The organism is Streptomyces sp. NPDC050439 (assembly GCF_040655335.1).
Taxonomy (GTDB): Bacteria; Actinomycetota; Actinomycetes; order Streptomycetales; family Streptomycetaceae; genus Streptomyces.
Window position 1 is genome coordinate 69,311 of sequence record NZ_JBFAJT010000008.1, and the last position, 25,095, is coordinate 94,405.

The following is a 25,095-nucleotide window of genomic DNA, read 5'->3' on the forward strand; positions in this document are numbered from 1 at the left end:
GCTGCTAGCCTGCACTTGCATATAGATTGCAATAAGCGTTGCCCCACAGCAGAGCAGCACTACAGCAGAGCAGCAGTCGGAGGGCTCGGATCATGGCCATTTACACGCTTCCAGAACTTCCGTACGACTACGCGGCGCTCGAGCCGGTCATCAACCCCCAGATCGTCGAGCTGCACCACGACAAGCACCACGCGGCGTACGTGAAGGGCGCGAACGACACCCTTGAGCAGCTGGAGGAGGCGCGCGACAAGGAGACGTGGGGCGCCATCAACGGGCTGGAGAAGAACCTGGCCTTCCACCTCTCCGGCCACATCCTGCACAGCATCTACTGGCACAACATGAACAGCCCGAAGGACGGTGGCGGCGGTGAGCCGCTGGCCGCCGACGGTGTCGGTGACCTCGCTGACGCGATCACCGAGTCCTTCGGCTCCTTCGCCAAGTTCAAGGCCCAGCTGACCAAGGCCGCTGCGACCACCCAGGGTTCGGGCTGGGGCGTGCTCGCCTACGAGCCGCTCAGCAACCGCCTCATCGTCGAGCAGGTCTACGACCACCAGGGCAACGTCGGCCAGGGCTCGACGCCGATCCTGGTCTTCGACGCCTGGGAGCACGCCTTCTATCTGCAGTACAAGAACCAGAAGGTGGACTTCATCGACGCCATGTGGGCCGTCGTCAACTGGCAGGACGTGAGCAAGCGTTACGCCGCCGCGAAGCAGCGCGTGAACAGCCTGCTGCTGGCCCCGTGAGGCGTTCGGCCCCCTGAGAACGTCCTGCCTCGTGATCGTCTTCTCAACCTTCACCGAAGCAGGCGGATGGACGAAAGGCCCCCGTGAGGACATGACTCACGGGGGCCTTTCGGTATGCGGGGTTCCGGGGGACGGTGGGGCCATGTCAGATCCATGGCGGCGCTGCCTGAACTGTGGCGACACCCACCAGAACTTCCAGAGGCCCACGGGAGACGCACTGGACGTCGTCATCGCCCGGGTGGGCCCCGCCGACGCGGGCAAATACTGGCGGTGCGGCCGTCAGGGCTGCCTGCGGGTACAGAACTACTGGGCCCACCGGGACGGTTTCGACCTTCCCCCGTCCTTCGGCTAGCTCAGTCGAAGATCGGCCCCTGCGTACGCGTCCGCTTGATCTCGTAGAAGCCCGGCGTGGACGCGACCAAAAGCGTGCCGTCCCAGAGCCTGGCGGCGGCCTCGCCCTTGGGGGCGGGCGTCACGACGGGACCGAAGAAGGCGACCTGCTCGCCGTCCGCGCCGGGGACGGCGATGACGGGCGTGCCCACGTCCTGGCCGACCTTGTCGATGCCCTCCTGGTGGGACGCGCGCAGCTCGGCGTCGAACTCGTCCGAGTCCGCGTAGGCCGCCAGGTCCTCGGGCAGGCCGACGTCCTTGAGCGCGGCGGCGACCGCCTCGCGGGTCGGGCCCTCGCCCTCGTTGTGGAAGCGGGTGCCGAGGGCGGTGTAGAGCTTGCCGGTATATGCGTCGCCGTGCTTCTGCTGGGCGGCGATGACCACGCGGACCGGGCCCCAGGCCTTGGTCTCCAGCATCTCGCGGTACTCCTCGGGCAGCTCGTCGAGCCGGTCCTCGTTCAGCACGGCGAGGCTCATGACATGCCAGCGGACCTCGACATCGCGGACCTTCTCCACCTCGAGCATCCAGCGCGAGGTCATCCAGGCCCACGGGCACAGCGGGTCGAACCAGAAGTCGACGGGGGTCTTGGTCGTGCCGGACTTGCCGTTCTCGGACATGTCTCTCCCTAAGGAATGCGTGCGCGCTTGGCCAGGGGAACGTCAGTGATCTACCCGGGCATTCCCCGATACCGCCCGCTGAGGGCACATGCGAGGATCGTAGACATTCGTACAGGTCGTGCGATCCACGACTTCCACCTGCGAGTACAAGGGAGTACCGCCCGTGCCCGGTGAGAATCTTTCCCGCGACGAGGCCCAGGAGAGGGCCGCGCTGTTGTCCGTCGACGGGTACGAGGTCTTTCTCGACCTGCGCTCCGCGATCGGCGAGAGCGACCAGGAGCCGCGCACGTTCCGCTCCGTCACCACCCTGCGCTTCCGCTGCGCCGACCCCGGCGCCACGAACTTCGCCGACCTGATCGCCCCGAGCGTCACGGCACTCTCCCTGAACGGCAAGGACCTGGACCCGTCCGAGGTCTTCGACGGCAGCCGGATCACCCTTGAGGACCTGGCCGCGGAGAACGAACTGGTGGTGGACGCGCAGTGCGCCTACAGCCGCACCGGCGAGGGCATGCACCGCTTCGTCGACCCGGAGGACGGCGAGGTCTACCTCTACACGCAGTACGAGCCCGCGGACTCGCGCCGCGTCTTCGCCAACTTCGAGCAGCCCGACCTGAAGGCACCCTTCCGCTTCGAGGTGCAGGCGCCCGAGGGATGGACCGTCTGGTCGAACGGTACGGGTGAACTGGCCGACGGCGTATGGAAGTTCGCCGAGACGAAGCCGATCTCGACGTACATCACGGCGGTCGTGGCAGGCCCCTACCACTACGTGACGGACTCCTACAGCCGCACCTTCGACGACGGCACGACGCTGCACATCCCGCTCGGCGCGATGTGCAGGAAGGGCTTGGCGAAGCACTTTGACGCGGACGACGTCTTCCTGGTCACCAAGCAGGGCCTCGACTTCTTCCACGACAACTTCGACTACCCCTACCCCTTCGGGAGGTACGACCAGGCCTTCGTCCCGGAGTACAACCTGGGCGCGATGGAGAACCCCGGCCTCGTGACCTTCCGCGAGGAGTTCATCTTCCGCGGCAAGGTGACCCAGGCGTCGTACGAGCGCCGGGCCAACGTCATCCTGCACGAGATGGCGCACATGTGGTTCGGCGACCTCGTCACCATGCGCTGGTGGGACGACCTGTGGCTCAAGGAGTCCTTCGCCGACTTCATGGGCGCCTTCTCGATGACCGAGGCGACGCGCTTCACCAACGGCTGGGTCACCTTCGCCAACAACCGCAAGGCGTGGGCCTACCGCGCGGACCAGCTGCCCTCCACGCACCCCGTCACGGCCGACATCCGTGACCTGGAGGACGCCAAGCTGAACTTCGACGGGATCACGTACGCCAAGGGCGCCAGCGTCCTGAAGCAGCTCGTCGCCTACGCCGGGCGTGACGCGTTCCTCGAAGGCGCCCGGCGCTACTTCAAGCGGCACGCGTACGGGAACACCCGGCTCGGGGACCTGCTCTCGGTCCTGGAGGAGACCTCGGGGCGTGACATGGCGTCCTGGTCGCAGTCCTGGCTGCAGACGGCGGGGGTCAACTCCCTCACGCCGCAGGTGATCCTGAACGCGGAGGGCAGGATCACCGAGCTCTCCGTGCTCCAGGAGGCCGCCGAGTCACACCCCGAGCTGCGGCCGCACCGCGTGGCGGTGGGCCTGTACCGCCGCACGCCCGAGGGCGAGCTGACGCGGTACGCACGCGCGGAGCTGGACGTCGAGGGGCCGCGCACGGTGGTGTCCGAGCTGGCCGGCGAGGAGGCCCCGGACCTCGTCCTGGTCAACGACGACGACCTGACGTACTGCAAGATCCGCTTCGACGAGAACTCCCTCGACACGCTGCGGGCGCACCTCGGTGACATCACCGACCCGCTCGCCCGCGCGCTGTGCTGGTCCGCGCTGTGGAACCTCACGCGCGACGCGCTGATGCCCGCGCGGGACTTCATCGGTCTCGTGCTGCGCTTCGCGGGGCGCGAGAGCGACATCGGGGTGCTGCAGATGCTGCACACCTGGGCGGACTCGGCCCTCACCTTCTACGCGGCCCCCGAGTGGCGCGAGGAGGGCGGGCGCGCGCTCGCCGAGGGCGCGCTGCGGGAGCTGCGGATCGCGGAGCCCGGCAGCCAGAATCAGCTGACGTGGGCGCGGTTCTTCGCCGCGGTGGCCTCGTCCGCGGCCGATCTCCAGCTGCTGCAGGGCCTCCTCGAGGGCACGGCGAAGATCGACGGCCTGGACGTCGACCAGGAGCTGCGCTGGTCCTTCCTCGGCCCGCTGGCCGCGCACGGCGTCGCCGACGAGCGGGTGCTCGCCGCCGAGCTGGCCCGGGACGACACGGCTTCGGGCAAGCGCCATCAGGTGCGGTGCCTGGCGGCGCGGCCCTCCGAGGCGGTGAAGGCGCAGGCGTGGGCCTCCGTGGTGGAGTCCGACTCCCTGTCGAACGCGCTGGCGGGGGCGACGATCTCGGGCTTCGCGCAGTCGTCGCAGCGGGAGCTGACCGCTCCGTACACCCCCCGGTACTTCGAGGCCATCGAGCGGGTGTGGGCCGAGCGGTCCATCCAGATCGGGATGGACGTGGTGCGGGGTCTCTTCCCGCACCACCAGGACGATCAGGGGACGCTGGACGCGACGGACCGGTGGCTCGCGTCGCACGAGGACGCGGCGCCCGCCCTGCGGCGGCTCGTCCTTGAGGCCCGGGACGACCTGGCGAGGTCGCTGCGGGCACAGGGCTGCGACGCGGCTGCCGCTTCCTAGGCCGACCTGGTGGCCGCCTGCCCGCCCGCAGGCGAGGCGGGCGGCCACCAGAACGTACCGAACACAAACGGACCTTTTCGGCAGTCGAACGTCTGCACTTTAGTGCGGGGTTGTCCGGTTATGTCGACGGACGTGTAACAGCGGTTAGGGGGCGGATCAGCAGCGGGAATGGCCCGGTCATGAACCACAACACCCCGCTCTCCCCCCGCCCCCTCCGTCACCTCGCCGACGTCCGGCGCCGCGTGATGAGCACCGCCCAGCTCCGCGCCCACGGCGTCTCCCCCGCCGATGCCGCCGCCCACTGCCGCCCGGAGGGGCCCTGGCAGCAGCTGCTCCCGGGGGTCTGCCTGCTGCACCCGGGGCCGCCGACCAGTGAAGAGCGCCTGCACGGCGCCCTGTTGTACGCCGGACGGCCGCCGGCCAAGGCCGCAAGGACCGTGCCCGCCCAGCCCGGCGCGGGCGAGTCCCACGCCCCGTACGCCGACGCCCTGATCACCGGGCTCGCGGCGCTCGCCCTGCACCGCTTCTCGTCGGCTCCCCCGCTGCTCTCCCTGGACCGCATCGACGTCCTGGTCCCGCGCACCCGGCGGCTGCGCTCCACCGGCTTCGCCCGTCTCGTGCGGACCCCGGCCCTGCCGACCGCCGTACAGATCGGCGGAGTTCCGGTGGCCCCGGTGCCGCGCGCGCTCGCCGACGCCGTGGCGGGGCTCACCGAGGCGGCCGCCGTGCGCAGACTCCTCACCGAGGCGGTGCGCGGCGGACACTGCGAACCAGCGGCCGTCGTAAGGGAGTTGAACCAGGCGAAGCTGCTCACCCGCCCGCATGTCGTGGACGCGGTGGACTCACTGCTCGCCGAGGGCCGGGCCATCGCCGAGGACCGGCTGTACCGGATGGTCACCGAGCACGCCCTGCCCGATCCGCTGTGGAACGTCGACCTGCGATTGCCCGGTGGGCCGCACCTCGGGGGCGTCGACGCCTACTGGCCGGATCTCGCCGTCGCCGTCGAGCTGGACACCCGGGCGCCCCGGCAGGGGTTCCGGGAGGACGACGACGCCCTGTGGTCCGAATACGCCCGTAAGCGCGAGCACTTGGAGCGGCTCGGCATCACCGTCGTGCACCTGACGCCGAAGAAGCTGCGCGAGTCCCTCGAACAGCAGGCGACGGTCGTGCGGACGGCGTTGATGGCGTCGGGTGATCGCGACCCGGCGGCGTATGTGGTCGTGCTGCCGCGATAGCCGCCGCGGTGAGGGGGGGCGGGACCCGCACGGCGGGCCCCGCCGGCCACGTCACTTTTTCTTGCAGAACTCCGCGTCCCTGATCGCGAAGAGGTCCCCGTCCAGGCTGTTGAAGTTCGCCGAGAGCGCGTGGCCGCCGCGCTCGGTCACCAGCGTCATCGACGTCGAGCCCTGGATGTCGCCGCCGTTGCCCCACAGCACGGTGCCGCAGGGAGTCTCGCGGCTCACCAGGCCGAGCCCGTACCCGTCGCCATCAGGCTCGTCCGCATTCTGCGGGACGGTCGTCTTCATCTCGGCGAGCTGCTTCTTCGGCAGCAGCCTGCCGCGCAGCAGGGCCGTGTAGAAGCGGTTCAGGTCGTCCGCGTCGGAGATCATCCCGCCCGACGAGCCCGCCATCGTCGGATTGAGCTCCGTCACGTCGTGGAACCTGGCGCCCGGGGCCTTCGACAGCTTCATGTACGCCCGTGAACTCGGCTGCGGCATCGAGGGGTCCGTCTTCGGCACGCTGGTGGCGTCCAGGCCGAGCGGCTCGATGATGCGGCGCTCGATCTCGTGCCCGTACGACTTCCCGGTCACCTTCTTGATGATCATGCCGGCGAGGATGTAGTTGGTGTTGGAGTAGTTCCAGCCCTTGCCCGGGTCGAAGTCCGGCTCGTGGCGCATGGCGATGGCGACCTGCTCCTGCGGGGTCCAGGTGTCGTAGCGGTGTTCGAGGAACTGCTCGGTGAACATCTTCTTCTGGTAGCCGGGGTCGGTCAGCACGTCGTAGATCCCGCTCGTGTGGTTGAGGAGCTGGCGCACCGTGATCGCGTCGCCGTCATGTCCGTTGCCCTCGACCACGCCCGGCAGCCACCGGCCCACCTTGTCGTCGAGGCTCAGCTCCCCCTCGGCCGCCAGCTGGAGTATCACCGTCGAGACGAACGTCTTGGTGATGCTGCCGACGCGGTAGCGGTCGTGGGCGCCGCGCGGGCTCTGCCGTCGGAGGTCGCCGATGCCCGCGGCCGAGTCCCAGGTCCCGTGCTTGTCCCTGACCTGCGCGGTCACGCCGGGGGCGTTCGCGTTGACCGCCTCCTCCATCGCCTTCTGCGTCGCCCGGTGCCGGTCCCCGTGGCCACCGTCGTGCCCGCCGCCGGACGCCCCGGCGAACGCGGGTGCCGCGAACGCTCCCGCCGCGACGGCCATGGCCACCCCCGCCGCCACGCCCGTAAGCCCTCTCCTGCGTGCTGCTGACATGTCTCCCCCATCTGTGCACGGCTCTGTTCACGCCGTTCGGACGGCCGGAGGGACTCGCGGGGCGGGTGGGAAGGTTGACCGGCTCCGACGGGTTGAGCCGGTTTCAGCCCTTCTTGAGGAGGAGTTCCGTGTTTCGGTCGCCCGGCTCACCGCCGAGTGCGGGCTTGGCACCAGGGGCGTTGAAGGACAGCTCGCGGTAGAGCGCGGCGAGGCCGGTCTGGGAGAGATCGGCGTAATCCGTGCGGTGCGGGGCCGACGACTCGATGAGGGTGGTGAAGAGGGAGACCGTGCCGTCGTGGTTGTCGCTCAGCTCCACGACACGGGCCAGCTGCGGGAAATCGATGTGCGAGGCCGTGGAGATCTCCCAGAAGGAGCCGTCCGGGGTCTCGCGCGCGGTGATGTCGTTCTTGTGGCTGTGTCCGTTGACCCAGGCCAGGACGGAACGGTGGCGGGCGAGCAGGGTGATGATCTCGTCCCCACCGTGCCTGCCCTCGCGCGGGCGCGCCGGGTCCTGGCGCAGATTGCGCATGGTCCGGCTGGTGTGGTGGCTGAAGACGACGACGTACGACCCGCCGCCGTCCTTCTCTTCGTTCGCCTTCAACTCGCGTTCCAGCCAGTCCATTTGCGACGTACCGAGCGAGCCCTCGTAGTGGCCGCCCGGGTCCGTCGAGTCCAGGCTGATGCCGAGAACGTCGTCGCTGATGCGGAAGGAGTAGTACTGCGTTCCCGCATCGAGGTTCTCCTGCGTGTAGCCGTGCCCGGCGGGACCGTGACCCTTGTACGCAGGGTCGAGGTGGGCCTGCACGTACTCCGCGGGCGTGAAGGGCGCGCGGCTCTCGTCCGGGGTGACCGAGCGCATCCGGCGCGCCTCGCTCTTCAGGAGCTCCTTGAACTGCGCGCCCTTGGGGTCGCGGCCCTTCTTGACGGCTTTCCACAGGGCGGCGCCGCGCGGCTCGTCCAGGGACATCAACTTGCGGCCGCCCACAGCGAATTCGGAGAAGTACGAGTCGCCGGGCCCCCAGCAGCCGCCGGGCAGCGCGTCGTGGTTGCCGACGGTCGAATACCAAGGGAGCCCGAGGCCGGGGCTGTTGACCTCGCGGAGCGCGGCTTCGAGGAAGCCGTCGACCCGCGGGAAGCCGAGGGCCTTGTCGGAGTCGCGCAGGTCGTCGTCCGGGTGCCAGTACAGCTTCAGGCCGCTGTCCTGGACGCCTTCGTAGCGGCGCGGGTCACCGATGTTGGGGTTGATGCGGCCGCCGCTCATGGTCTTGAGGAACCAGTCGAGCTCGGAGCGGGAGTTGTTGTCGGTGTTGTCGCCCGTCGTGACCACGCAGTGCAGCGGCGATCCGGTGGCGGGCGCGCCGCGCAGCGCGTTGACCCGCTCGACGAGCGCGACCGCGCCGGCCACGGAGAGGGCCTCCTGCGGGCGCCAGGCGCTCGCCGTCTGGGCGCGCAGGTACTCGTACCGCAGCGGATGCTGCACGTCGACCAGGTGCAGGTCGGTGAACTGGACGAACGCGGCGAGCGGGGTGCGCCGCCCCTCGCGGCCGTTCTTGGCGGCGGCCAGGTCGCCGCGGACCACCCGGCTCCAGGCGGGCCCGTCGCCGAGCCGCCGGTAGCCGGAGGTGCCGCGCGGGGCGGCGACGGCAGCCAGCGTGGTGCCGCCCCGGTAGGGCATCAGGGGCGCGGCGGGCGCCTGCCGGGAGAGCGCGACGGGGGCGGGTCCGCTGGGGGCGGCATGGCTGGTGCCGGGCCGCAGTGCGTAGCCGATGCCCGCGGAGAGGGAGACGGCTCCGGTGGTCGCGAGGAAGGCCCGGCGGTCCACGGCGGACAGGGCGGTGTGGGCGGTGGACTGGGCGGCGGTGGCGACAGAGCGTATGCGCGGCATGCGCGGTCTCCCCGGTTGCGAACGCGTCGGCAGTGGTCGCGGGAGCTGCGCACCAGGCGAATTTCCCGCTCTACTGGATCGTTGGCATCCGGGATGACCTGCACGTTAACGAGACCGCAACGGGCAACGCCGATCACCGTACGTGGATCAGCCGGTACCCTCCGCGGTCACGCACCCCTCTCCGGGGCGAGAGGAGGCGGTCACTCCATGTTCACCTTCCAGGGAAGGGAAGGCGCCGCGGAGCCTCAGGAGGGCACCGCCGGGTGTCCGTCGGCGGGCCGGGTCCGCCACAGGTCGAGCCCGATGTCGACGAGGCCGACCCGGTCGAGTCCGGCGACGGCGTCGAGCGCGTGCCAGGCCGCGAGATCGGTGGAGCCGTCCTGTTCGTGACGCAGCTCGCCGCCGGTGATCCGCGCCTCGTAGACGATCCGCAGGCCGTGGAAGTCGGCGACGGCTCCGAGCTTGCGCGGGTAGCGGCGGCGCAGCGAGTCGACGCCGAGCAGCGCGCGGGGCTCGATGACGTACCCCGTCTCCTCGTCGGCCTCACGGATCACCGTGTCGTACGGGTCCTCTCCGTGGTCCATCCCGCCGCCGGGCAGCGTCCAGCGCTTGCTGCCGTCGCCCGCCACCCAGCGAGCGAGGAGCAGCTGCCCGTCCTGCACGCATACGGCGTAGGCCGCCACCCGGAGCTCTTTGTGCACAGAGTGACGCTAGTCCCCTTGGCCGGGATTGGCAGGGGAGTACTCCGGAGTGGTCCAGCTCCACGGGCTCGCGCCGAGGGTCTGCACCGCCTCGGTGAGGGTGAAGCGGACGGTGCGGGACCCGTCGTCGGCGTGGGTGGTGCGGGCCGTGCCGGTGAGCTGGAGCGTGGTGCCGGTCGTCCAGTCGAAGAAGAGGAGGCCGGCGCGGGGGTCGGCGGTGAGATTGCCCAGGGACAGGAACATGGAGTTGCCCGGGTAGTCCCGCCAGATGAGTTCGTGCGGGGAGGGGACCTGGACGAAGCCGGGGTTGCCGCCCCGGTGGCTGGCGTCGGCGCCGTGCGCGTGGGCGGTGGCGAGGAAGAAGGTGTCGGAGGCGGCGACGAAGGCGCGCTGGTCCGGGGTGAGAGCGGTTCCCCGGCTGGGGGCGGAGGGGTCCGTCTCGCGCCTGCCGGGCAGCAGGTCCCGCTTCTGGATGTACTTCGGGCAGTTGGAGAAGACCTGGTCGGCCTCGATCGCCAGGCCGCGCGGCGTCGGGCGGGCCCGTCCGTTCAGCCGCATGCGGCGCCGGGTGCGGGGGTCCAGGGCGATCGTGCCCACGGGGGTGCCCTCCTGAGCGAGGGCCTCCGCGAGGGGGTCGGCCTGGCGCAAGCCGCCCGCGACCGACACCTGGCGCGGCCCCGTGGCCCGCACGAACCCGGGATCGCCGGTGAGCAGCGAGGCCCGGACGGCGCCCGCCGGGTCCGCCCCGCCGATCACCAGCATGGGCTGGAGTTCCAGGAAGGCGGCGGCGACGGGGCGGATGCCGTCACCTATGGACCGGCCCACGTGGTCGGCCAGTTCCCGCACGCCGACGAGGTCCTGAACGGCGCGGGAGCCCTGGTGATAGGGGGCGTTCGGGGTCATGACACTCCTGCCGGGTGAGCGCCCCGAAGGGGCGCGGGGAACTGCGCGACCAGCCACGGACAGCCCGCGGCCCACAACCGGCATTCCGCCGCGAAGCGGCCGGTCCAGAAGGGCTAGAAGAACCCGCAGGTAGGCGCATCCGCCACCGGCGCCTGGCCCAAGGCGCCCACGCCAGAAAAGATCTCGAGCCGGGTGCCGTCCGGGTCATGGAAGAAGATGCCGCCGGACGTGGCGCCCTCGCCGTGCGGCACGACCCCCTCGTAGGCGAACTCCACGCCGTACGCGCGCAGGGCGCTCTCGTACGCGCGGACCTGCTCGACGGTCTCGACCTCGATCGCCAGGTGATGCAGGCCCGCGTTCCCCGCCGCGTACGGCGCGTCCGCCTGCTGCCAGAGCGTGAGCGCGAGGGTTCCGTCCTGCCCCAGGAAGGCGAATCTGCGGCCCTCCTCCTTGCCCTCGCCGAGCACGCCGTAGCCGATGACGTCGCGGTAGAAGGCGAGCGAGCGCTCGATGTCCGTGACGTTCAGACCGATGTGGCCGGTGCGGAGTGTGCTGGTCGCGGTCATGACTCTCCCCTTGTCGACGATGGCCCGCCCCACGCGGGCTAACCGTTGAATGTGACGTTAGTGGTTAGACTCGGGAGCGTCAACCGGTCACGTACTCTTTGCTGGTTAGCTTCGAAGGGAGTCACCATGACCGCCACGCCCCGCGACCCCCGCCCGCTCGTCGGCGAGCCGCTCTCCCTCGACCTGCTCAACACCCGGTGGATGGCGGACGGCGTGCGCCAGGACCTGCTGGCCGACACCGAGGGCCTTGCCGTCTGGCTCGCCGCCAACGGACTCGACGACCGGTTCGGCGCGGACGAGACCACGCTGCAGAACGTGGTGCGGGCGCGCGAAGCGATCTCCGCCGTCGTGGACGGCCCGGACGCCGCCGCGGGGGTCGCCCGCGTCAACAAGATCCTCGGACACGGGCGGATCCGGGCGACCCTGTCCGCCGCGGGGCCGGGCGAGGAGCCCGAGTTCAAGGACCCGGCATGGGGTGCCGCCTGGCTGGCGGCACGGGACTATCTGACGCTGCTCGCCGCCGCGCCGGACCGGATCAGGCCCTGCGCCCACGAGGCGTGCATCCTGCACTTCTTCGACACGTCACGGAACGGCACGCGCCGGTGGTGCTCCATGGCCGCCTGCGGAAACCGGGCGAAGGCCTCGCGCCATTACGCGCGCGGTCGTGAGGCCTAGACCTAGCTCCCCGTGACCCCCTGAGTCCGAGGAAATCACCCGCTATGTCGCCGATGGCGCATGGCGGGATTGCGTCACGCGACGATCGTGGCCCGACAACTCTCCCCAAACAGCTGTCACTTACGTAAAGCTGAGCGGTCATCCGGTTCCGGATTCCGGACCTTTTCGACCTTTACGTACAGGGATGCTGATGCACAGATCCAGTGCTAGACGCACGACCCGTCTCGCGATAGCCGTCGGCCTGACCGCCGCGCTCTCCGCCGCCGGGCCCATACCCATGGCCCTCGCGGCCGACGGGGGCCCCGGCGACCCCGGGGGCCAGACCACCCCCAAGTCCGCCGCGAAGAAGCTGGGTTCGGCCGACGCCGACCTCCTCGCCGAAGCGCAGGCGGAGGGCGAGAAGACCGTCACGATGATGGTCGCCACCGCGCCGGGCGCCACCGAGCAGGTCGCCGACCAGCTCGACGCCGTCAAGGGCGGTTCCGTCGGCCGGACGTACGACAAGCTCGGCTATGTACGCGCCACCGTGCCCACCGGCAAGGCCGAGGCCGCCATCGAGGCGGCGGGCAAGCTGTCGTCCGTGCAGGGCATCGACCTGCGGCACGAGATCGAACTGGACGACCCGACGCCCGCCGCGGACCGCGCCAAGGGCGCGAAGAAGGCGGCCGAGGGGACATACGCCGGGCCCGGCAAGAAGACCCCGGCGAAGAACCCGTACAACCCGTCCTTCGAGACGGGCGCCGTCGACTTCGTGAAGAAGCACCCGAAGGCGGACGGCCGCGGCACCACCATCGGCATCCTGGACTCCGGCGTCGACCTGGGGCACCCGGCGCTCCGGAAGACCACCACGGGCGAGCGGAAGATCACCGACTGGGTGACCGCGACCGACCCGATCGTGGACGCCGACGGCACCTGGCGGCGGATGACCAACCCCGTCACGGGCCCGGTCTTCACCTGGGACAGCGAGTCGTGGAAGGCCCCCGCGGGCACCTTCCAGGTCAACCGCTTCCGCGAGTCGGCCACCACCGGCGGCGACGCCAAGGGCGACATCAACCGTGACGGCGACACCACCGACAGCTGGGGCGTCCTGTACGACCCGGCCGCCGGCACCGTGCGGGTCGACCTGAACGACAACAACGACTTCACCGACGACGAGACGATGAAGCCGTACAAGGACGGCCACCAGGTCGCCTACTTCGGCAAGGACGACCCGGCGACCGACGTCGTCGAGCGCGTCCCCTTCGTCGTCGAGATCCGCAAGGACGTCCCGACCGACCCGTACGGCGGCGACTGGGTCGGTAAGAAGGCCGACTTCGTCAACATCGGCGTCATCGAGTCCGAGCACGGCACGCACGTCGCGGGCATCACCGCGGCCAACGGCCTGTTCGGCGGCAAGATGAACGGCGCGGCGCCCGGCGCCAAGCTGGTCTCCTCGCGCGCCTGCACCTGGACCGGCGGCTGCACGAACGTCGCGCTCACCGAGGGCATGATCGACCTCGTCACCAAGCGCGGCGTCGACATCGTGAACATGTCGATCGGCGGCCTCCCGGCGCTGAACGACGGCAACAACGCGCGCGCCGCGCTCTACACGCGCCTCATCGACACCTACGGCGTGCAGCTGGTGATCTCCGCGGGCAACTCCGGCCCCGGCGCGAACACCATCGGCGACCCCAGCCTCGCGGACAAGGTCATCTCCGTCGGCGCCGCCATCTCCAAGGAGACCTGGGCCGCCAACTACGGCTCCGCCGTGGAGAAGAAGTACGCGATGATGCCCTTCTCCTCGCGCGGCCCGCGTGAGGACGGCGGCTTCGCGCCGATCATCTCGGCGCCCGGCTCGGCCATCAACACCACGCAGACCTGGCTGCCGGGCTCCCCGGTCGCCGAGGCCGGCTACCAACTGCCGGCCGGCTACTCGATGTTGCAGGGTACGTCGATGGCGTCCCCGCAGGCCGCGGGCGCCTCGGCGCTGCTGCTCTCCGCCGCCAAGCGCGAGGACGTCGACCTGACCCCGGCGAAGCTGCGCACGGCGCTGACCTCCACCGCGGACCGCATCAAGGGCGAGCAGGCGTACGCGCAGGGCACCGGCCTGATCAACGTGGTCGACGCCTGGAACGCCATCGAGGACGACGCGAAGGCGCACACGTACACGGTGAGCGCCCCGGTCGACACCGCCCTGGAGCAGGAGCTGAAGAAGCCCGGCACCGGCATCTACGACCGTGAGGGCGGCCTGAAGACCGGCCAGAAGCGGACGTACGACGTCACGGTCACCCGCACCTCGGGCCCGGACCGCGGCATCCGCCACGAGCTGGACCTGGTCAACAACCACGAGCGCACCTTCGAGCTGCTCGGCAAGGGCGCGGTGACGCTGCCCCTGAACAAGCCGGTCACCGTCAAGGTCCAGGCGAAGGCCAAGTCCGCCGGTCTGCACAGCGCGATCCTGACCGTCGACGACGAGCGCTCCGAGGGCATCGACCAGCAGATCATGTCGACGGTCGTCGTCTCAAAGCCGCTCGCCAAGCCCGCGTACACCTTCTCGGCGTCCGACTCCGTGCAGCGCAACAGCACCGAGTCGTACTTCGTGACGGTCCCCAAGGGCGCCAAGTCCCTGGAGGTGGCGCTCGGCGGCCTGAAGGGCAAGAGCCAGACGCGGTTCATCGCGGTGCACCCGTACGGCGTTCCGGTCGACTCGACCTCGTCGCTGACGTGCTACGCCAACTACGAGAACCCGGCCAACACCTGCCGCCCCGACCTGCGTTCGTACCCCGAGCCGCAGCCGGGCGTGTGGGAGATCGAGGTCGAGTCGCGCAGGACGTCCCCGCTCCTGGACAACCCCTACAAGCTGGACGTCTCCACGCTGGGTGTCGCCTTTGACCCCGCCGTGCAGACCGTGCCGGAGGCGAAGGTCGGTACTCCGGCGCCCGTCTCCTGGAAGGTCACCAACAACTTCGCCGCGGTGGACGGCAAGTTGAAGGGCGGCCCGCTCGGCTCCGCGAAGGCGGCGAAGCCGTCGATCAAGCAGGGTGAGACGCAGACGACGACCGTGGTCGTGCCCGAGGGCGCGGAGCGGCTCGACGTCGCCATCGGCTCGCCCGCGGACACCGCCGCCGACCTCGACCTGTCGGTCTCCAAGGACGGCGCGGTCGTCGGTTCGTCGGCGGACGGCGACTCCGAGGAGTCGGTCAGCATCACCAAGCCGGCGGCGGGCACGTACGAGATCGAGGTGGCCGGCTACTCGATCCCGTCCGGCACCACCGCGTACGACTACCGTGACGTCTTCTTCTCGGGCGCGCTCGGCTCGGTGAAGGTCGACGAGTCGGCGCCGGTGAAGCTGGCGAACGGCGCCTCGGCACAGGTGTCCGCCGAGGTCGCGGCGGACGCGCCCGCGGCCGAGGGGCGCCAGCTGTTCGGCGAGGTGTCTCTCCTGAACGGGCGCGGCACGGTCGCGGGCACCGGCAGCGTACTAATCGAGAAGGTCACCCCGTAGCGGTCCCTTCCTGCCGAGAACGTCGGCCGGGCCGGAGCTCTTCCGGCCCGGCCGACGTGCGTGTTCAGCCTTCGCTCAGCACGTCATCTCCTTGCCCTTGCCCCGGTCCTTCTCCTGGCGCAGTTCGCGCTCGATCCAGGCCCGGTCCCTGGCGATGTCCGCCTTCTTGTTGGACCAGATGTCCGGCGACGCCTCCCCCTTCGAAATGCCGATCAGGGTGCGGTCGCCGGGCCGCAGGCGCGGATCCACGTTCACGTCCATCACGAACGTGACCTGGCCGGCCCCCCGGCTCGGCTTGTAGTAGCGGGTCACGTCCAGGACGATCCGGTCCTGGACGCCGCCGGGGACCGGCTCGACCCGTTTCACCGTGCCCTCGACTATGAGCCGGGCGCAGGGCACGTAGGACCCGGTCTTCTGGTCCGCGCCCCCCGCCCTGTCCTCGTCCCCCGCTTCCGGCGCCGCCCCCTTCGCCGCGTCGGAGTCGCCGGCGCTCTTGTTGATCCCGCCCCCGCTCTCGATCGCGAGCCAGGCGGCCCCGCCGACCAGCGAGACGGCCGCCGCGGCCGCGGCGAGGCCCAGCGCCATCGTCACGCGCCGCCGCCGCATCCCCGCGGGGCGTACCGGCGCCGCCGACCGGTCCGGTTCCGGCACCGGCGCGGGTGCCGCGAGCGCGCGGCCGGCCACCCCGATGTGCTCCCGGAGCAATGCGATGTCCGCCACAGCCGCGGCGTGCTCCAGATCATGTCCAGGGGCCCCGGGCGCGGGCTCGCCCATGAGGGCGAGCATCAGCGCGTCGTCTTCGTATGCGTACTCGTCCTCGGACACCCTCACACCACCTCGCCCTCGTGCAGCCGCGTCCGCAGGACCCGTACCGCCGTGTGCAGCCTGCTCTTGACCGTGCCCTCCGGAATGCCCAGTTCGTCCGCTATCGCCCGGACCGGCAGATCCGCGTAGAAACGCAGCACGACGACCTGCCGCTGGGTGGCGGGCAGCGTGTCGAGGCCCTGGGTCACGGCCATCGAGAGCGCCCGTGACTCCGCCCCGTCCTCGTCCGTCGCCTCCCGCCACAGCACGGCGAGCCGCTCACCGAGCCGCTCCTGCCTGCGGCGCGCCCGGTGCCAGTCCATGGCGAGGTTGGAGGCGACCACCGCCGCCCACGCCGACACGTCGCGCGGCGCGTCCCGCCCGTCCGCGGCCCGCTCCAGGAGCTTGAGCCTGACCTGCTGGACGCCGTCGGGCAGATCGGCGTGCGGCACACCGCCGAGCGCGAGCACCGCCCGCACCCGGTCCTCCTGGTCCGCGTCGAGCGGATCGGCCCTCTCCCGCCGGTCCCGTCGCGTTTTTCCGCGCAGCAAGACACCCTCCCGTCCCCACGTTTCCCCTAGGACGCCGGGAGCTGCCGAAACGTTCGACGCGGGGCCACGGGAATGTGACATCCCGAACTTCGGACAATGGATTGGACAAGGCGGCCGTGGACAGACGCATGATGGAACGCACAGGCCAACGCCTATGCCCATGCACATACGGAGGACATCCCTGTGAAGGTCGGAATCGTCGGAGCCACCGGTCAGGTCGGCACGGTCATGCGCAAGATCCTCGTCGAGCGGGACTTCCCGGTGGACGAGCTGCGCCTGTTCGCCTCGGCCCGCTCGGCCGGTTCGCAGCTCGACGGTGTCACGGTCGAGGACGCCTCCACGGCCGACTACAGCGGCCTCGACATCGTCCTGTTCTCGGCGGGCGGCGCCACCTCCAAGGCGCTGGCCGAGAAGGTCGCCTCGCAGGGCCCCGTCGTGATCGACAACTCCTCGGCCTGGCGGATGGACCCCGAGGTCCCCCTCGTCGTCTCCGAGGTCAACCCGCACGCGATCGCGAACCGCCCCAAGGGCATCATCGCCAACCCGAACTGCACGACGATGGCCGCCATGCCGGTCCTGAAGCCGCTGCACCTGGAGGCCGGGCTCACCGCGCTCGTCGTGGCGACCTACCAGGCCGTCTCCGGCTCGGGTCTCGCCGGTGTCGACGAGCTGTTCGACCAGGTCAAGAAGGTCGGCGACGACGGCCCCAAGCTGACGCACGACGGTTCGGCGACGGAGTTCCCCGCCCCGAACAAGTACGTCGCGCCGATCGCGTACAACGTCCTGCCGATGGCCGGCTCCATCGTCGACGACGGCCTGAACGAGACCGACGAGGAGCAGAAGCTCCGCAACGAATCCCGCAAGATCCTCGAGGTCCCGGACCTCAAGGTCTCCGGCACCTGCGTCCGCGTGCCGGTCTTCACCGGACACTCCCTGCAGGTCAACGCCCGCTTCGAGCGTCCGCTGAGCCCCGAGCGCGCCACCGAGATCCTCGCGAAGGCCGAGGGCGTCGTCCTCACCGACGTCCCGACCCCGCTGGTCGCCGCGGGCAAGGACGACGCCTTCGTGGGCCGTATCCGTAACGACGAGACGGTGGAGAACGGCCTGGCCTTCTTCATCTCCGACGACAACCTCCGCAAGGGCGCCGCGCTGAACGCGGTGCAGATCGCGGAGCTGGTGGCGGCCGAGCTCAAGGGCTGACGCTCTTCCCGTCCCGTACGCCGTCGGGGGCGGGCACCGACTTCTGGTCGGTGCCCGCCCCTTCGCGTACGCCGCGTACGCCGCGGCCCGCGTACGCCACGACGAGCAGCGCGAGCGCCGCGAGTCCGCCCCCGAGCCACAGCACGTCCGTGGTCCCGAGGCCGTCCGCGACCAGCCCTCCGGTCAGCGCGCCCAGGGCGATCGCCGCGTTGAAGACCCCGGCGAAGAGGGCCGACGCCGCCTCGCGGGCACCGGGCGCGGCGGCCAGGACCCACTGCTGCGCGGAGACGGAGACCCCGCCGTAGGCCAGGCCCCACCCGACGAGCAGCGCCACCGAGACGAGGAGCGAGCCGCCCGCGGGCCCGAGCAGCAGGACGACGGCGGCGAGTCCCGCGGAGATGGCGAGCAGCGCCCTGCGCGGGTCGCGGGCCGCGAGCGCGCCGCCCGCGAAGTTGCCGACGATGCCCGCGATCCCGTAGACGAGAAGCAGCCCACTGATCAGCCCGGCACCCAGGTCGGGCACCCGCTCCAGGACGGGGCGTACGTAGGTGTACGCGGCGAAGTGCCCGGTCACCAGGAGCAGCACCACCAGGAGCCCCGCCCGCAGCCGTGCGCCGCGCAGCAGTCCGGGGAACGTGCCGAGCCGTACCGCCGTCGACGCGGGCAGCGGCGGCAGCACCGCCGCGAGCAGCCCGGCGACCGCGAGCGCGAACGCGCCCATCACCGCGAACGCCCAGCGCCAGCCCGCGAGTTCACCGAGGAACGTACCGGCGGGGACACCGAGCACGGAGGCCACGGCGATCCCGCTGAAGATCACCGTGGTGGCCCGTCCCGCGGCCTCCTCGCGCACCAGCCGTACGCCGAGCCCGGCCGCGATGGCCCATACGCCTCCGATGCAGACCCCCACGAGGACCCGCGCGGCGAGCAGCACGCCGAAGGCGGGCGCGAGCGCGGAGAGGAGATTGGCGGCGGCGAGCAGGACCATCAGGACGCACAGCACCGTCCGCCGGTCGGCGCGCCGCACGGCGACGGGCAGCAGCAGGGCGGCGAGCGCCGCGACCACGCCGGGCAGCGTGACGGTCAGGCCCGCGGTCCCGTCGGAGACGCCGAGCCCCGCGGAGAGCGAGGTGAGGAGGCCGACCGGCAGCATCTCCGTGGTGACGACGGAAAAGGTGGTGGCGGCGACGGTGAGAACGGAAAGGGGCAGGGAACGCCGCGGCAGGGCGGGTTCGGGGCGTGTGATCGAGGTGGCTTTCATGAGGTCAAGCCTTCGCCGGGGGCCCTGTCGGGAACAACGGCGAAGATCTCATCCTTGAATGAGCGAGGCTCATCGATGAGGGGGTGCGAGTGCCGGTGCTGGAGACACGCGAGCTGGAGTGCTTCATCGCGCTCGCCGACGAGTTGCACTTCGGCCGCGCGGGCGAGCGGCTCTACGTCTCGCAGAGCCGCGTCAGCCAGCTCCTGCGGGACCTGGAGCGGCGGATCGGCACGCGGCTCGTGGAGCGGTCGAGCCGTCGGGTGCGGCTGACTCCGGCGGGTGAGCGGTTCCTCGCCGAACTGCGCCCGGCGTACGAGGCGTTGAGCGCCACGGTGGACGCGGCGCGGGAGTCGGCGCGCGGGGTCAGCGGGCGGCTGCGGATCGGCTTCCAGGGGACGGCGGACGCCCGGCTGATGCGGGCGATCACCGAATTCCAGGAGCGGCACCCGGGCTGTGTGACGGAGATCGTGGAGATCCCGTTCTCCGACCCCTTCGGGGCGGTGCGGCACGGGGACGTGGACACGGCGATCGTGCTGCTGCCCGTCGAGGAGCCCGACCTGGTGCTCGGCCCGCTCTTCTCCCGCCAGCAGCAGACGGTCGCGGTGTCGGTACGCCATCCCTTCGCGGGCCGCGCGTCGCTGCGGGCCTGCGAGCTGACCGGGACCCCGCTGATCTCGGCGGCGGCCCCGGCGCCCGCGTACTGGCGGGCGGCGCAGGCTCCGTCCTCCGTTTCGGCACCGGAGGTGCGCACCCTCCAGGAGGGGCTGACGCTGGTGGCGGCCGAACGCGGGGCGATGCTGCTGTGCCGCCCCACGGCGGAGTACCACGGCCGACGTGACGTGACGTTCGTGCCGGTGGAGGGGGTGCCGGACTCCGTCCTCGGGATGGTGTGGCGGGGGGACGCGGAGACGGAGCGGGTGCGGGCGTTCGCGCGGGCGTTGGGGGAGATTTCCTGAGGGCTGCGCGTCGCCTCGCCCCCTAGGGTCGGCGGACCTCGAAGTGGAAGCAGCCGTACTCCACGGCCCTGACGTGCACGAGGGCGACCTCCGGGTCGGCGAAGGCCTCCGCGAAGGCGGCGTCGAAGCCTTGCGTCGCCGGGTCCGGGATCTCCATCAGACGGCCACCGACGATGCGGCCTTCGGCGTTGTAGCGGCGGAGGGTGCGCAGGGCTCCGGGCCGGGCGAAGGGGTACTCGGCGCCGCTTGCCGCCGGGCCGTCGCACTCCTCCGCGTGGATGAAGACGGGGCCCTGCTCGTCGTAGGCACCGGGGTTGACGCCGGTCTCCGCTGCCCAGCGGCGCAGGGGGGCGTACGAGACGAGGGCGATGTTCTCGCCGGGGGCGACGGGGCGGAGACAGCAGCGGAGGGGGTCGCCTCCCTCCGGGTCCACGTAGGGCTGGCAGGGGCGGCCGGCGTCGTCGGATTCGCGGAGTTGCTTGAGGGCGGCGGGGTCGATCGGGAGGGGGGCGTAGGTCGTTGCGGTCATGGGTCGAGGGTCGCGCGTGGGGGTGGTGTGGGGCTGGCGGATTTCAGACGTTCAATGTCCCCCACCCCGCCCCTTCCCGAAAACCCGCTGCGCGGGGGCGTCCTCAATCGCCGGACGGCTGAAAGTTTTCCCCGGCCGGGGAAATCTCAGCCCGTCCGGCGATTGAGGACGAACTCGGCGAAGCCGGTGATGACGGCAAGGCCCCCGCGCCGAGCGGGTTTTTGGGAAGGGGCGGGGTTGGGGACGAAAAAACCGCTACCAAGCCCCCCGCATCCGCCGATACCCCTCCCCCAGCCCCGCCAACTCCTCCCCCGTCAACACGTCCTCCACCCGCGCGAACCCCTCCGGCGCCCTCTCCGCGACCGCCCGGAGGACCTCGTCCACCGGCATCGCCCGATTGGCGAGCGCCACCGCGTTGGCGGGGGCCCACCGCTCCGCCTCGTAGGCGCGCAGCCCGGCCACCCGGTCCGCCCCGGCAAGGGCCACGCACCGCGCGAGCGCCCGCGCGTCGAGCACCGCCTCCGAGCCGCCGCTCGACCCCACCGGGTACATCGGATGAGCCGCGTCACCCAGCAGGGTCACGGACCCGCGCCCCCACCAGGGCAGCGGGTCCCGGTCCACCATCGGGTACTCGAGGATCCGCGCCGTCGACCCGGTCGCCGCAAGCAGAGCGGGCACGTCCAGGTCCCCGATCCGCCACCCGGAGAAGTGCGGAAGGACGTCGGAGAGGCGACCCGAGCGGTTCCAGTCCACGGGGCCGGGCGACCCGTGGTGATGGACCGGGAACCGCACCTCCGCCACCCAGTTGAGCAGCGCACGCCCCCGCGTCTCCGCCTCCCGCGAGATCGGGTAGACGACGAGCTTCGCGGTCGCGTTGCTGCCCGCGAACGCCATCGCCCGGCCGCCGAGGACCGGGTCCCACTCGGTGACGCCCCGCCACATCCGGATGCCGTTCCACAGCGGCGGCCCCTCCCCCGGGTGCAGCCGCGCCCGCACCGCCGAGTACAGGCCGTCGGCGCCGACCAGGGCCCGTACCGGCACCGCGAACTCCCGCCCGCGCCGCACGTCCCGCAGGGTCACCCGCAGCGCCCCCGACACCTCGGGCTCCGCGTACCGCACGAAGGCGATACCGGTCTGGACGGCGTTCTCGCCGAGGCGGTCGCGCACCGCGTCGAGGAGGATCAAGTGCAGCGCCCCGCGGTGCAGGGAGTACTGCGGCCAGTGGTGGCCGCGCGCGAGGCCGAGCGGCTCGCCCCAGATGTAGTTGCCGTGCCGGTCGAAGTGGATCGTCTCGGCCGTCGGCACTGCCGTGGCCGCCAGCTCGGCGCCGAGGCCGAGCTCCGTCAACTCCCTTACCGCGTGCGGCAGGAGGTTGATGCCGACGCCGACGGGCCGCAGCGCGTCCACCGCGTCGATGACCCGTACCCCGATGCCCGCCGCGTGCAGGCTGAGCGCGGTGGTGAGCCCGCCGATCCCCGCTCCCGCGACCAGAACGTCGATCATGCGGCGCACCCCGCACCGGGTAATCGCGCAGATCGCGGTGCCCGTCGGTCTCCCATGAACGCTCCCCCCGGGGCGTGTGTCGACGCGCGGATGCTAGCGGCACCCCGGCCCGCGAACAATGCCGCGTGGCGGTCCATGGACCATGCCCGGTCACGTCCGCGGACCCACGTGGAAGGATGGCCGGAAACGCCACAAGTCGTACCTGACGTTCCTGAGGAGATGACCGCGTGCCCGGCACCAATCTGACCCGCGAAGAGGCGCAGCAGCGGGCGAAGCTGCTCACCGTTGACTCGTACGAGATCGACCTCGACCTCTCCGGCGCGCAAGCGGGCGGCACCTACCGGTCGGTGACCACGGTGCGCTTCGACTCCGCGGAGGCGGGCGCCGAGACGTTCATCGACCTGGTGGCCCCCGCCGTCCACGAGGTCGTCCTGAACGGCCACTCGCTGGACGTCGCCGCCGTCTTCCGCGACTCGCGGATCGCGCTGAAGCACCTGGAGGCGGGGCCCAACGAGCTGAAGGTGGTCGCCGACTGCGACTACACCAACACCGGCGAGGGCCTGCACCGTTTCGTCGACCCGGTCGACGAACAGGCCTACCTCTACACGCAGTTCGAGGTGCCCGACGCGCGCCGTGTCTTCGCGTCGTTCGAGCAGCCCGACCTGAAGGCGACGTTCCAGTTCACCGTGAAGGCACCGTCCGGCTGGACGGTCATCTCGAATTCGCCGACCCCCGAGCCCAGCGGTGACGTCTGGGTCTTCGAGCCCACGCCGCGGATGTCGACGTACATCACGGCGCTCATCGTCGGTCCGTATCACTCGGTCCACAGCTCATACGAGGGTCCTGGGGGCCAGTCGGTTCCCCTCGGCATCTACTGCCGTCCCTCGCTGGCCGAGTTCCTCGACTCGGACGCGATCTTCGAGGTCACCCGGCAGGGCTTCGACTGGTTCCAGGAGAAGTTCGACTACGCGTACCCCTTCGCCAAGTACGACCAGCTCTTCGTGCCGGAGTTCAACGCGGGCGCGATGGAGAACGCGGGCGCGGTGACCATCCGTGACCAGTACGTGTTCCGTTCGAAGGTGACGGACGCGGCGTACGAGACGCGCGCGGAGACCATCCTCCACGAGCTGGCCCACATGTGGTTCGGCGACCTGGTGACGATGGAGTGGTGGAACGACCTGTGGCTGAACGAGTCGTTCGCCACGTACACGTCCATCGCCTGCCAGGCGTACGCGGAGAACTCGCGCTGGCCGCACTCCTGGACGACGTTCGCCAACTCCATGAAGACGTGGGCGTACCGCCAGGACCAGCTGCCCTCGACGCACCCGATCATGGCGGACATCCGCGACCTCGACGACGTCCTGGTCAACTTCGACGGCATCACGTACGCGAAGGGCGCGAGCGTCCTGAAGCAGCTCGTGGCGTACGTCGGTGAGGACGAGTTCTTCCGGGGCGTGCAGGCCTACTTCAAGGCGCACGCGTTCGGGAACACGCGCTTGTCCGATCTGCTCGGCGCGCTTGAGGAGACCAGTGGGCGCGACCTGAAGACCTGGTCGAAGAAGTGGCTGGAGACGGCGGGCATCAACGTCCTGCGTCCGGTGGTGGACGTCGACACGTCCGGCAGGATCACGTCGTTCGCGGTGAAGCAGGAGGCCCCGGCCCTTCCCGCGGGCGCGAAGGGCGAGCCGACGCTGCGCCCCCACCGGATCGCGATCGGCCTGTACGACCTGGATGACGAGTCGGGCAAACTCCTCCGCACGGACCGCGTGGAACTGGACGTGGACGGCGAACTGACGGCGGTGGACGAGCTGGTGGGCCGCAAGCGCCCCGCGGTGATCCTCCTGAACGACGACGACCTCTCGTACGCGAAGGTCCGCATGGACGCGGAGTCGCTCGCGTTCGTGACGGAGCACATCGGTGACTTCGAGGCGTCGCTGCCGAGGGCGCTCTCGTGGGCGTCGGCATGGGACATGACGCGGGACGCGGAGCTTCCCACGCGGGAGTACCTCTCCCTCGTCCTCTCCGGCATCGCCAAGGAGTCGGACATCGGGGTCGTCCAGTCCCTGCACCGCCAGGTGAAGCTGGCCCTGGAGCTGTACGCGGCTCCGGCGCGGCGGGACGAGGCGCTGGCCCGCTGGACCGAGGCGACGCTCACGCACCTGCGTGCTGCGGCGCCGGGCAGCGACCACCAGCTGGCGTGGGCACGTGCGTTCGCGGCGGCGGCACGTACGGATGAACAGCTGACGCTGCTCGAAGAGCTGGTGTCGGGCAAGCAGTCGGTCGAGGGCCTGGCGGTGGACACGGAGCTGCGCTGGGCGTTCGTGCACCGGCTCGCGGCGACGGGGCGGCTCGACGAGGCGGGTATCGCGGCGGAGCTCGACCGGGACAAGACGGCCGCGGGCGAGCGGCACGCCGCCGCGGCGCGGGCGGCGCGGCCCACGCCGGAGGCGAAGGCGGAGGCGTGGGCCTCCGTCGTCGAGTCCGACAAGCTCCCGAACGCGATCCAGGAGTCCGTGATCGGCGGCTTCGTCCAGACGGACCAGCGGGAACTCCTCGCGCCGTACACGGAGAAGTTCTTCGCGGCGGTCAAGGGTGCGTGGGAATCCCGTTCCCACGAGATGGCCCAGCAGATCGCGGTGGGCCTGTACCCGTCGCTCCAGATCTCCCAGTCCACCCTGGACGCCACGGACGCGTGGCTGACCTCGGCGACCCCGTCAGCGGCCCTCCACCGCCTGATCACGGAATCCCGGGCGGGCGTGGAACGAGCCTTGCGGGCACAGACGGCCGACGCGTAGCCCTTGCCGGGCGGGGGGGGCGGTGTTTGGCGGGGCCGGGGGTACCGCACCCCCGGCCCCGGCCCTCCCCGATGGAGTCCGGCTGCCGGCCGTATTCGCCCTAGGCGCGCTTCGCGCGATTTTTTCCCGCCCACCCACCCGTTTGCCCCGTGGCTGCGGGGTGAACGGGTGGGTGGGCGGGGAGCATTCGCGCGAAGCGCGGGAGGGGGCACTGCGGCCCGCAGACAAAGGACTTGCCCCACCCCCTACGGGGCATTCGGCCCCCATCCACTGCCGGGCAATCGGCCCCCTGTCCACTGCGGGGCAAACGGGTGGGTGGGTGGGTGG

The 25,095-nt window shown here is 71.0% G+C and carries 20 protein-coding genes; 9 read left to right on the forward strand and 11 right to left on the reverse strand.

Translation table 11 applies throughout. The features are described from left to right. Window positions 1–92: 92 nt before the first annotated feature. Together AB0I66_RS30665 and AB0I66_RS30670 are read left to right on the forward strand one after the other, a co-directional pair. On the forward strand, window positions 93–743 hold the full coding sequence (locus tag AB0I66_RS30665; protein ID WP_363211215.1) for a superoxide dismutase: 651 nt from the start codon (window positions 93–95) through the stop codon (window positions 741–743). 142 nt (window positions 744–885) lie between these two features. Beyond that, window positions 886–1,095 (forward strand): hypothetical protein, encoded by a 210-nt coding sequence (locus AB0I66_RS30670; protein ID WP_363211216.1) that lies wholly within the window; start codon window positions 886–888, stop codon window positions 1,093–1,095. A gap of 1 nt (window position 1,096) precedes the next feature. Here the strand turns inward: AB0I66_RS30670 and AB0I66_RS30675 are convergent, their stop codons facing one another. Then, window positions 1,097–1,750 (reverse strand): DsbA family protein, encoded by a 654-nt coding sequence (locus AB0I66_RS30675; protein ID WP_363211217.1) that lies wholly within the window; start codon window positions 1,748–1,750, stop codon window positions 1,097–1,099. 163 nt (window positions 1,751–1,913) lie between these two features. On the opposite strand from AB0I66_RS30675, the gene pepN (AB0I66_RS30680) reads away from it, so the two are divergent. Both pepN (AB0I66_RS30680) and AB0I66_RS30685 read left to right on the forward strand, forming a co-directional pair. Next, window positions 1,914–4,490, forward strand: a complete 2,577-nt coding sequence (gene pepN / locus AB0I66_RS30680) for an aminopeptidase N (protein WP_363211218.1) — start codon at window positions 1,914–1,916, stop codon at window positions 4,488–4,490. 179 nt (window positions 4,491–4,669) lie between these two features. Continuing rightward, a complete protein-coding gene (locus tag AB0I66_RS30685) occupies window positions 4,670–5,725 on the forward strand; it encodes a hypothetical protein (protein ID WP_363211219.1) in 1,056 nt (351 codons plus the stop codon). A 51-nt stretch (window positions 5,726–5,776) separates the two neighbouring features. On the opposite strand, the gene AB0I66_RS30690 is transcribed toward AB0I66_RS30685, so the two are convergent. The 5 genes from AB0I66_RS30690 to AB0I66_RS30710 all read right to left on the reverse strand — a co-directional run bounded on the left by AB0I66_RS30690 (window position 5,777) and on the right by AB0I66_RS30710 (window position 11,013). Next, entirely contained in the window at window positions 5,777–6,958 is a 1,182-nt protein-coding gene (locus tag AB0I66_RS30690; RefSeq protein ID WP_363211220.1) for a serine hydrolase domain-containing protein, read from the reverse strand. Window positions 6,959–7,061: 103 nt separating this feature from the next. Continuing rightward, window positions 7,062–8,843, reverse strand: a complete 1,782-nt coding sequence (locus tag AB0I66_RS30695) for a TIGR03767 family metallophosphoesterase (protein WP_363211221.1) — start codon at window positions 8,841–8,843, stop codon at window positions 7,062–7,064. Between the two features lie 245 nt (window positions 8,844–9,088). Further along, the gene (locus tag AB0I66_RS30700; RefSeq protein ID WP_363211222.1) at window positions 9,089–9,544 is read right to left on the reverse strand and encodes an NUDIX hydrolase; all 456 of its coding nucleotides are present in this window, start codon (window positions 9,542–9,544) and stop codon (window positions 9,089–9,091) included. A 9-nt stretch (window positions 9,545–9,553) separates the two neighbouring features. Then, window positions 9,554–10,447 (reverse strand): pyridoxamine 5'-phosphate oxidase family protein, encoded by an 894-nt coding sequence (locus AB0I66_RS30705; RefSeq protein ID WP_363211223.1) that lies wholly within the window; start codon window positions 10,445–10,447, stop codon window positions 9,554–9,556. 113 nt (window positions 10,448–10,560) lie between these two features. Next, window positions 10,561–11,013: a VOC family protein gene (locus tag AB0I66_RS30710; RefSeq protein ID WP_363211224.1), complete on the reverse strand. Its 453-nt coding sequence runs from the start codon at window positions 11,011–11,013 to the stop codon at window positions 10,561–10,563. 126 nt (window positions 11,014–11,139) lie between these two features. Here AB0I66_RS30710 and AB0I66_RS30715 point away from each other — a divergent pair, with 126 nt between their 5' ends. Together AB0I66_RS30715 and AB0I66_RS30720 are read left to right on the forward strand one after the other, a co-directional pair. After that, a complete protein-coding gene (locus AB0I66_RS30715) occupies window positions 11,140–11,688 on the forward strand; it encodes a CGNR zinc finger domain-containing protein (protein ID WP_363211225.1) in 549 nt (182 codons plus the stop codon). A gap of 184 nt (window positions 11,689–11,872) precedes the next feature. Beyond that, window positions 11,873–15,172, forward strand: coding sequence for a S8 family serine peptidase (locus AB0I66_RS30720; protein WP_363211226.1), 3,300 nt, complete (start codon window positions 11,873–11,875; stop codon window positions 15,170–15,172). A gap of 75 nt (window positions 15,173–15,247) precedes the next feature. Here AB0I66_RS30720 and AB0I66_RS30725 read toward each other — a convergent pair whose 3' ends face one another. Next, the gene (locus AB0I66_RS30725) at window positions 15,248–15,997 is read right to left on the reverse strand and encodes a hypothetical protein (RefSeq protein WP_363211227.1); all 750 of its coding nucleotides are present in this window, start codon (window positions 15,995–15,997) and stop codon (window positions 15,248–15,250) included. Window positions 15,998–15,999: 2 nt separating this feature from the next. Then, entirely contained in the window at window positions 16,000–16,527 is a 528-nt protein-coding gene (locus AB0I66_RS30730; RefSeq protein ID WP_363211228.1) for a sigma-70 family RNA polymerase sigma factor, read from the reverse strand. Window positions 16,528–16,710: 183 nt separating this feature from the next. Between AB0I66_RS30730 and AB0I66_RS30735 the strand changes: the two genes are divergently transcribed. Further along, a complete protein-coding gene (locus AB0I66_RS30735; protein WP_363211229.1) occupies window positions 16,711–17,727 on the forward strand; it encodes an aspartate-semialdehyde dehydrogenase in 1,017 nt (338 codons plus the stop codon). On the opposite strand, the gene AB0I66_RS30740 is transcribed toward AB0I66_RS30735, so the two are convergent. After that, entirely contained in the window at window positions 17,717–18,985 is a 1,269-nt protein-coding gene (locus AB0I66_RS30740; RefSeq protein ID WP_363211230.1) for an MFS transporter, read from the reverse strand. The two genes, AB0I66_RS30735 and AB0I66_RS30740, sit on opposite strands and share 11 nt — an antisense overlap. Before the next feature lie 89 nt (window positions 18,986–19,074). Between AB0I66_RS30740 and AB0I66_RS30745 the strand changes: the two genes are divergently transcribed. Next, a complete protein-coding gene (locus AB0I66_RS30745; protein ID WP_363211231.1) occupies window positions 19,075–19,941 on the forward strand; it encodes a LysR family transcriptional regulator in 867 nt (288 codons plus the stop codon). Window positions 19,942–19,963: 22 nt separating this feature from the next. Here AB0I66_RS30745 and AB0I66_RS30750 read toward each other — a convergent pair whose 3' ends face one another. Continuing rightward, the gene (locus tag AB0I66_RS30750; protein WP_363211232.1) at window positions 19,964–20,470 is read right to left on the reverse strand and encodes a DUF1203 domain-containing protein; all 507 of its coding nucleotides are present in this window, start codon (window positions 20,468–20,470) and stop codon (window positions 19,964–19,966) included. A gap of 255 nt (window positions 20,471–20,725) precedes the next feature. Next, window positions 20,726–21,973 carry a flavin-dependent oxidoreductase gene (locus tag AB0I66_RS30755; protein ID WP_363211233.1) on the reverse strand — a complete coding sequence of 416 codons (1,248 nt, stop codon included), beginning with the start codon at window positions 21,971–21,973 and terminating at the stop codon, window positions 20,726–20,728. Window positions 21,974–22,200: 227 nt separating this feature from the next. On the opposite strand from AB0I66_RS30755, the gene pepN (AB0I66_RS30760) reads away from it, so the two are divergent. Further along, window positions 22,201–24,768, forward strand: coding sequence for an aminopeptidase N (pepN, locus tag AB0I66_RS30760; protein WP_363211234.1), 2,568 nt, complete (start codon window positions 22,201–22,203; stop codon window positions 24,766–24,768). Window positions 24,769–25,095: the final 327 nt, after the last annotated feature.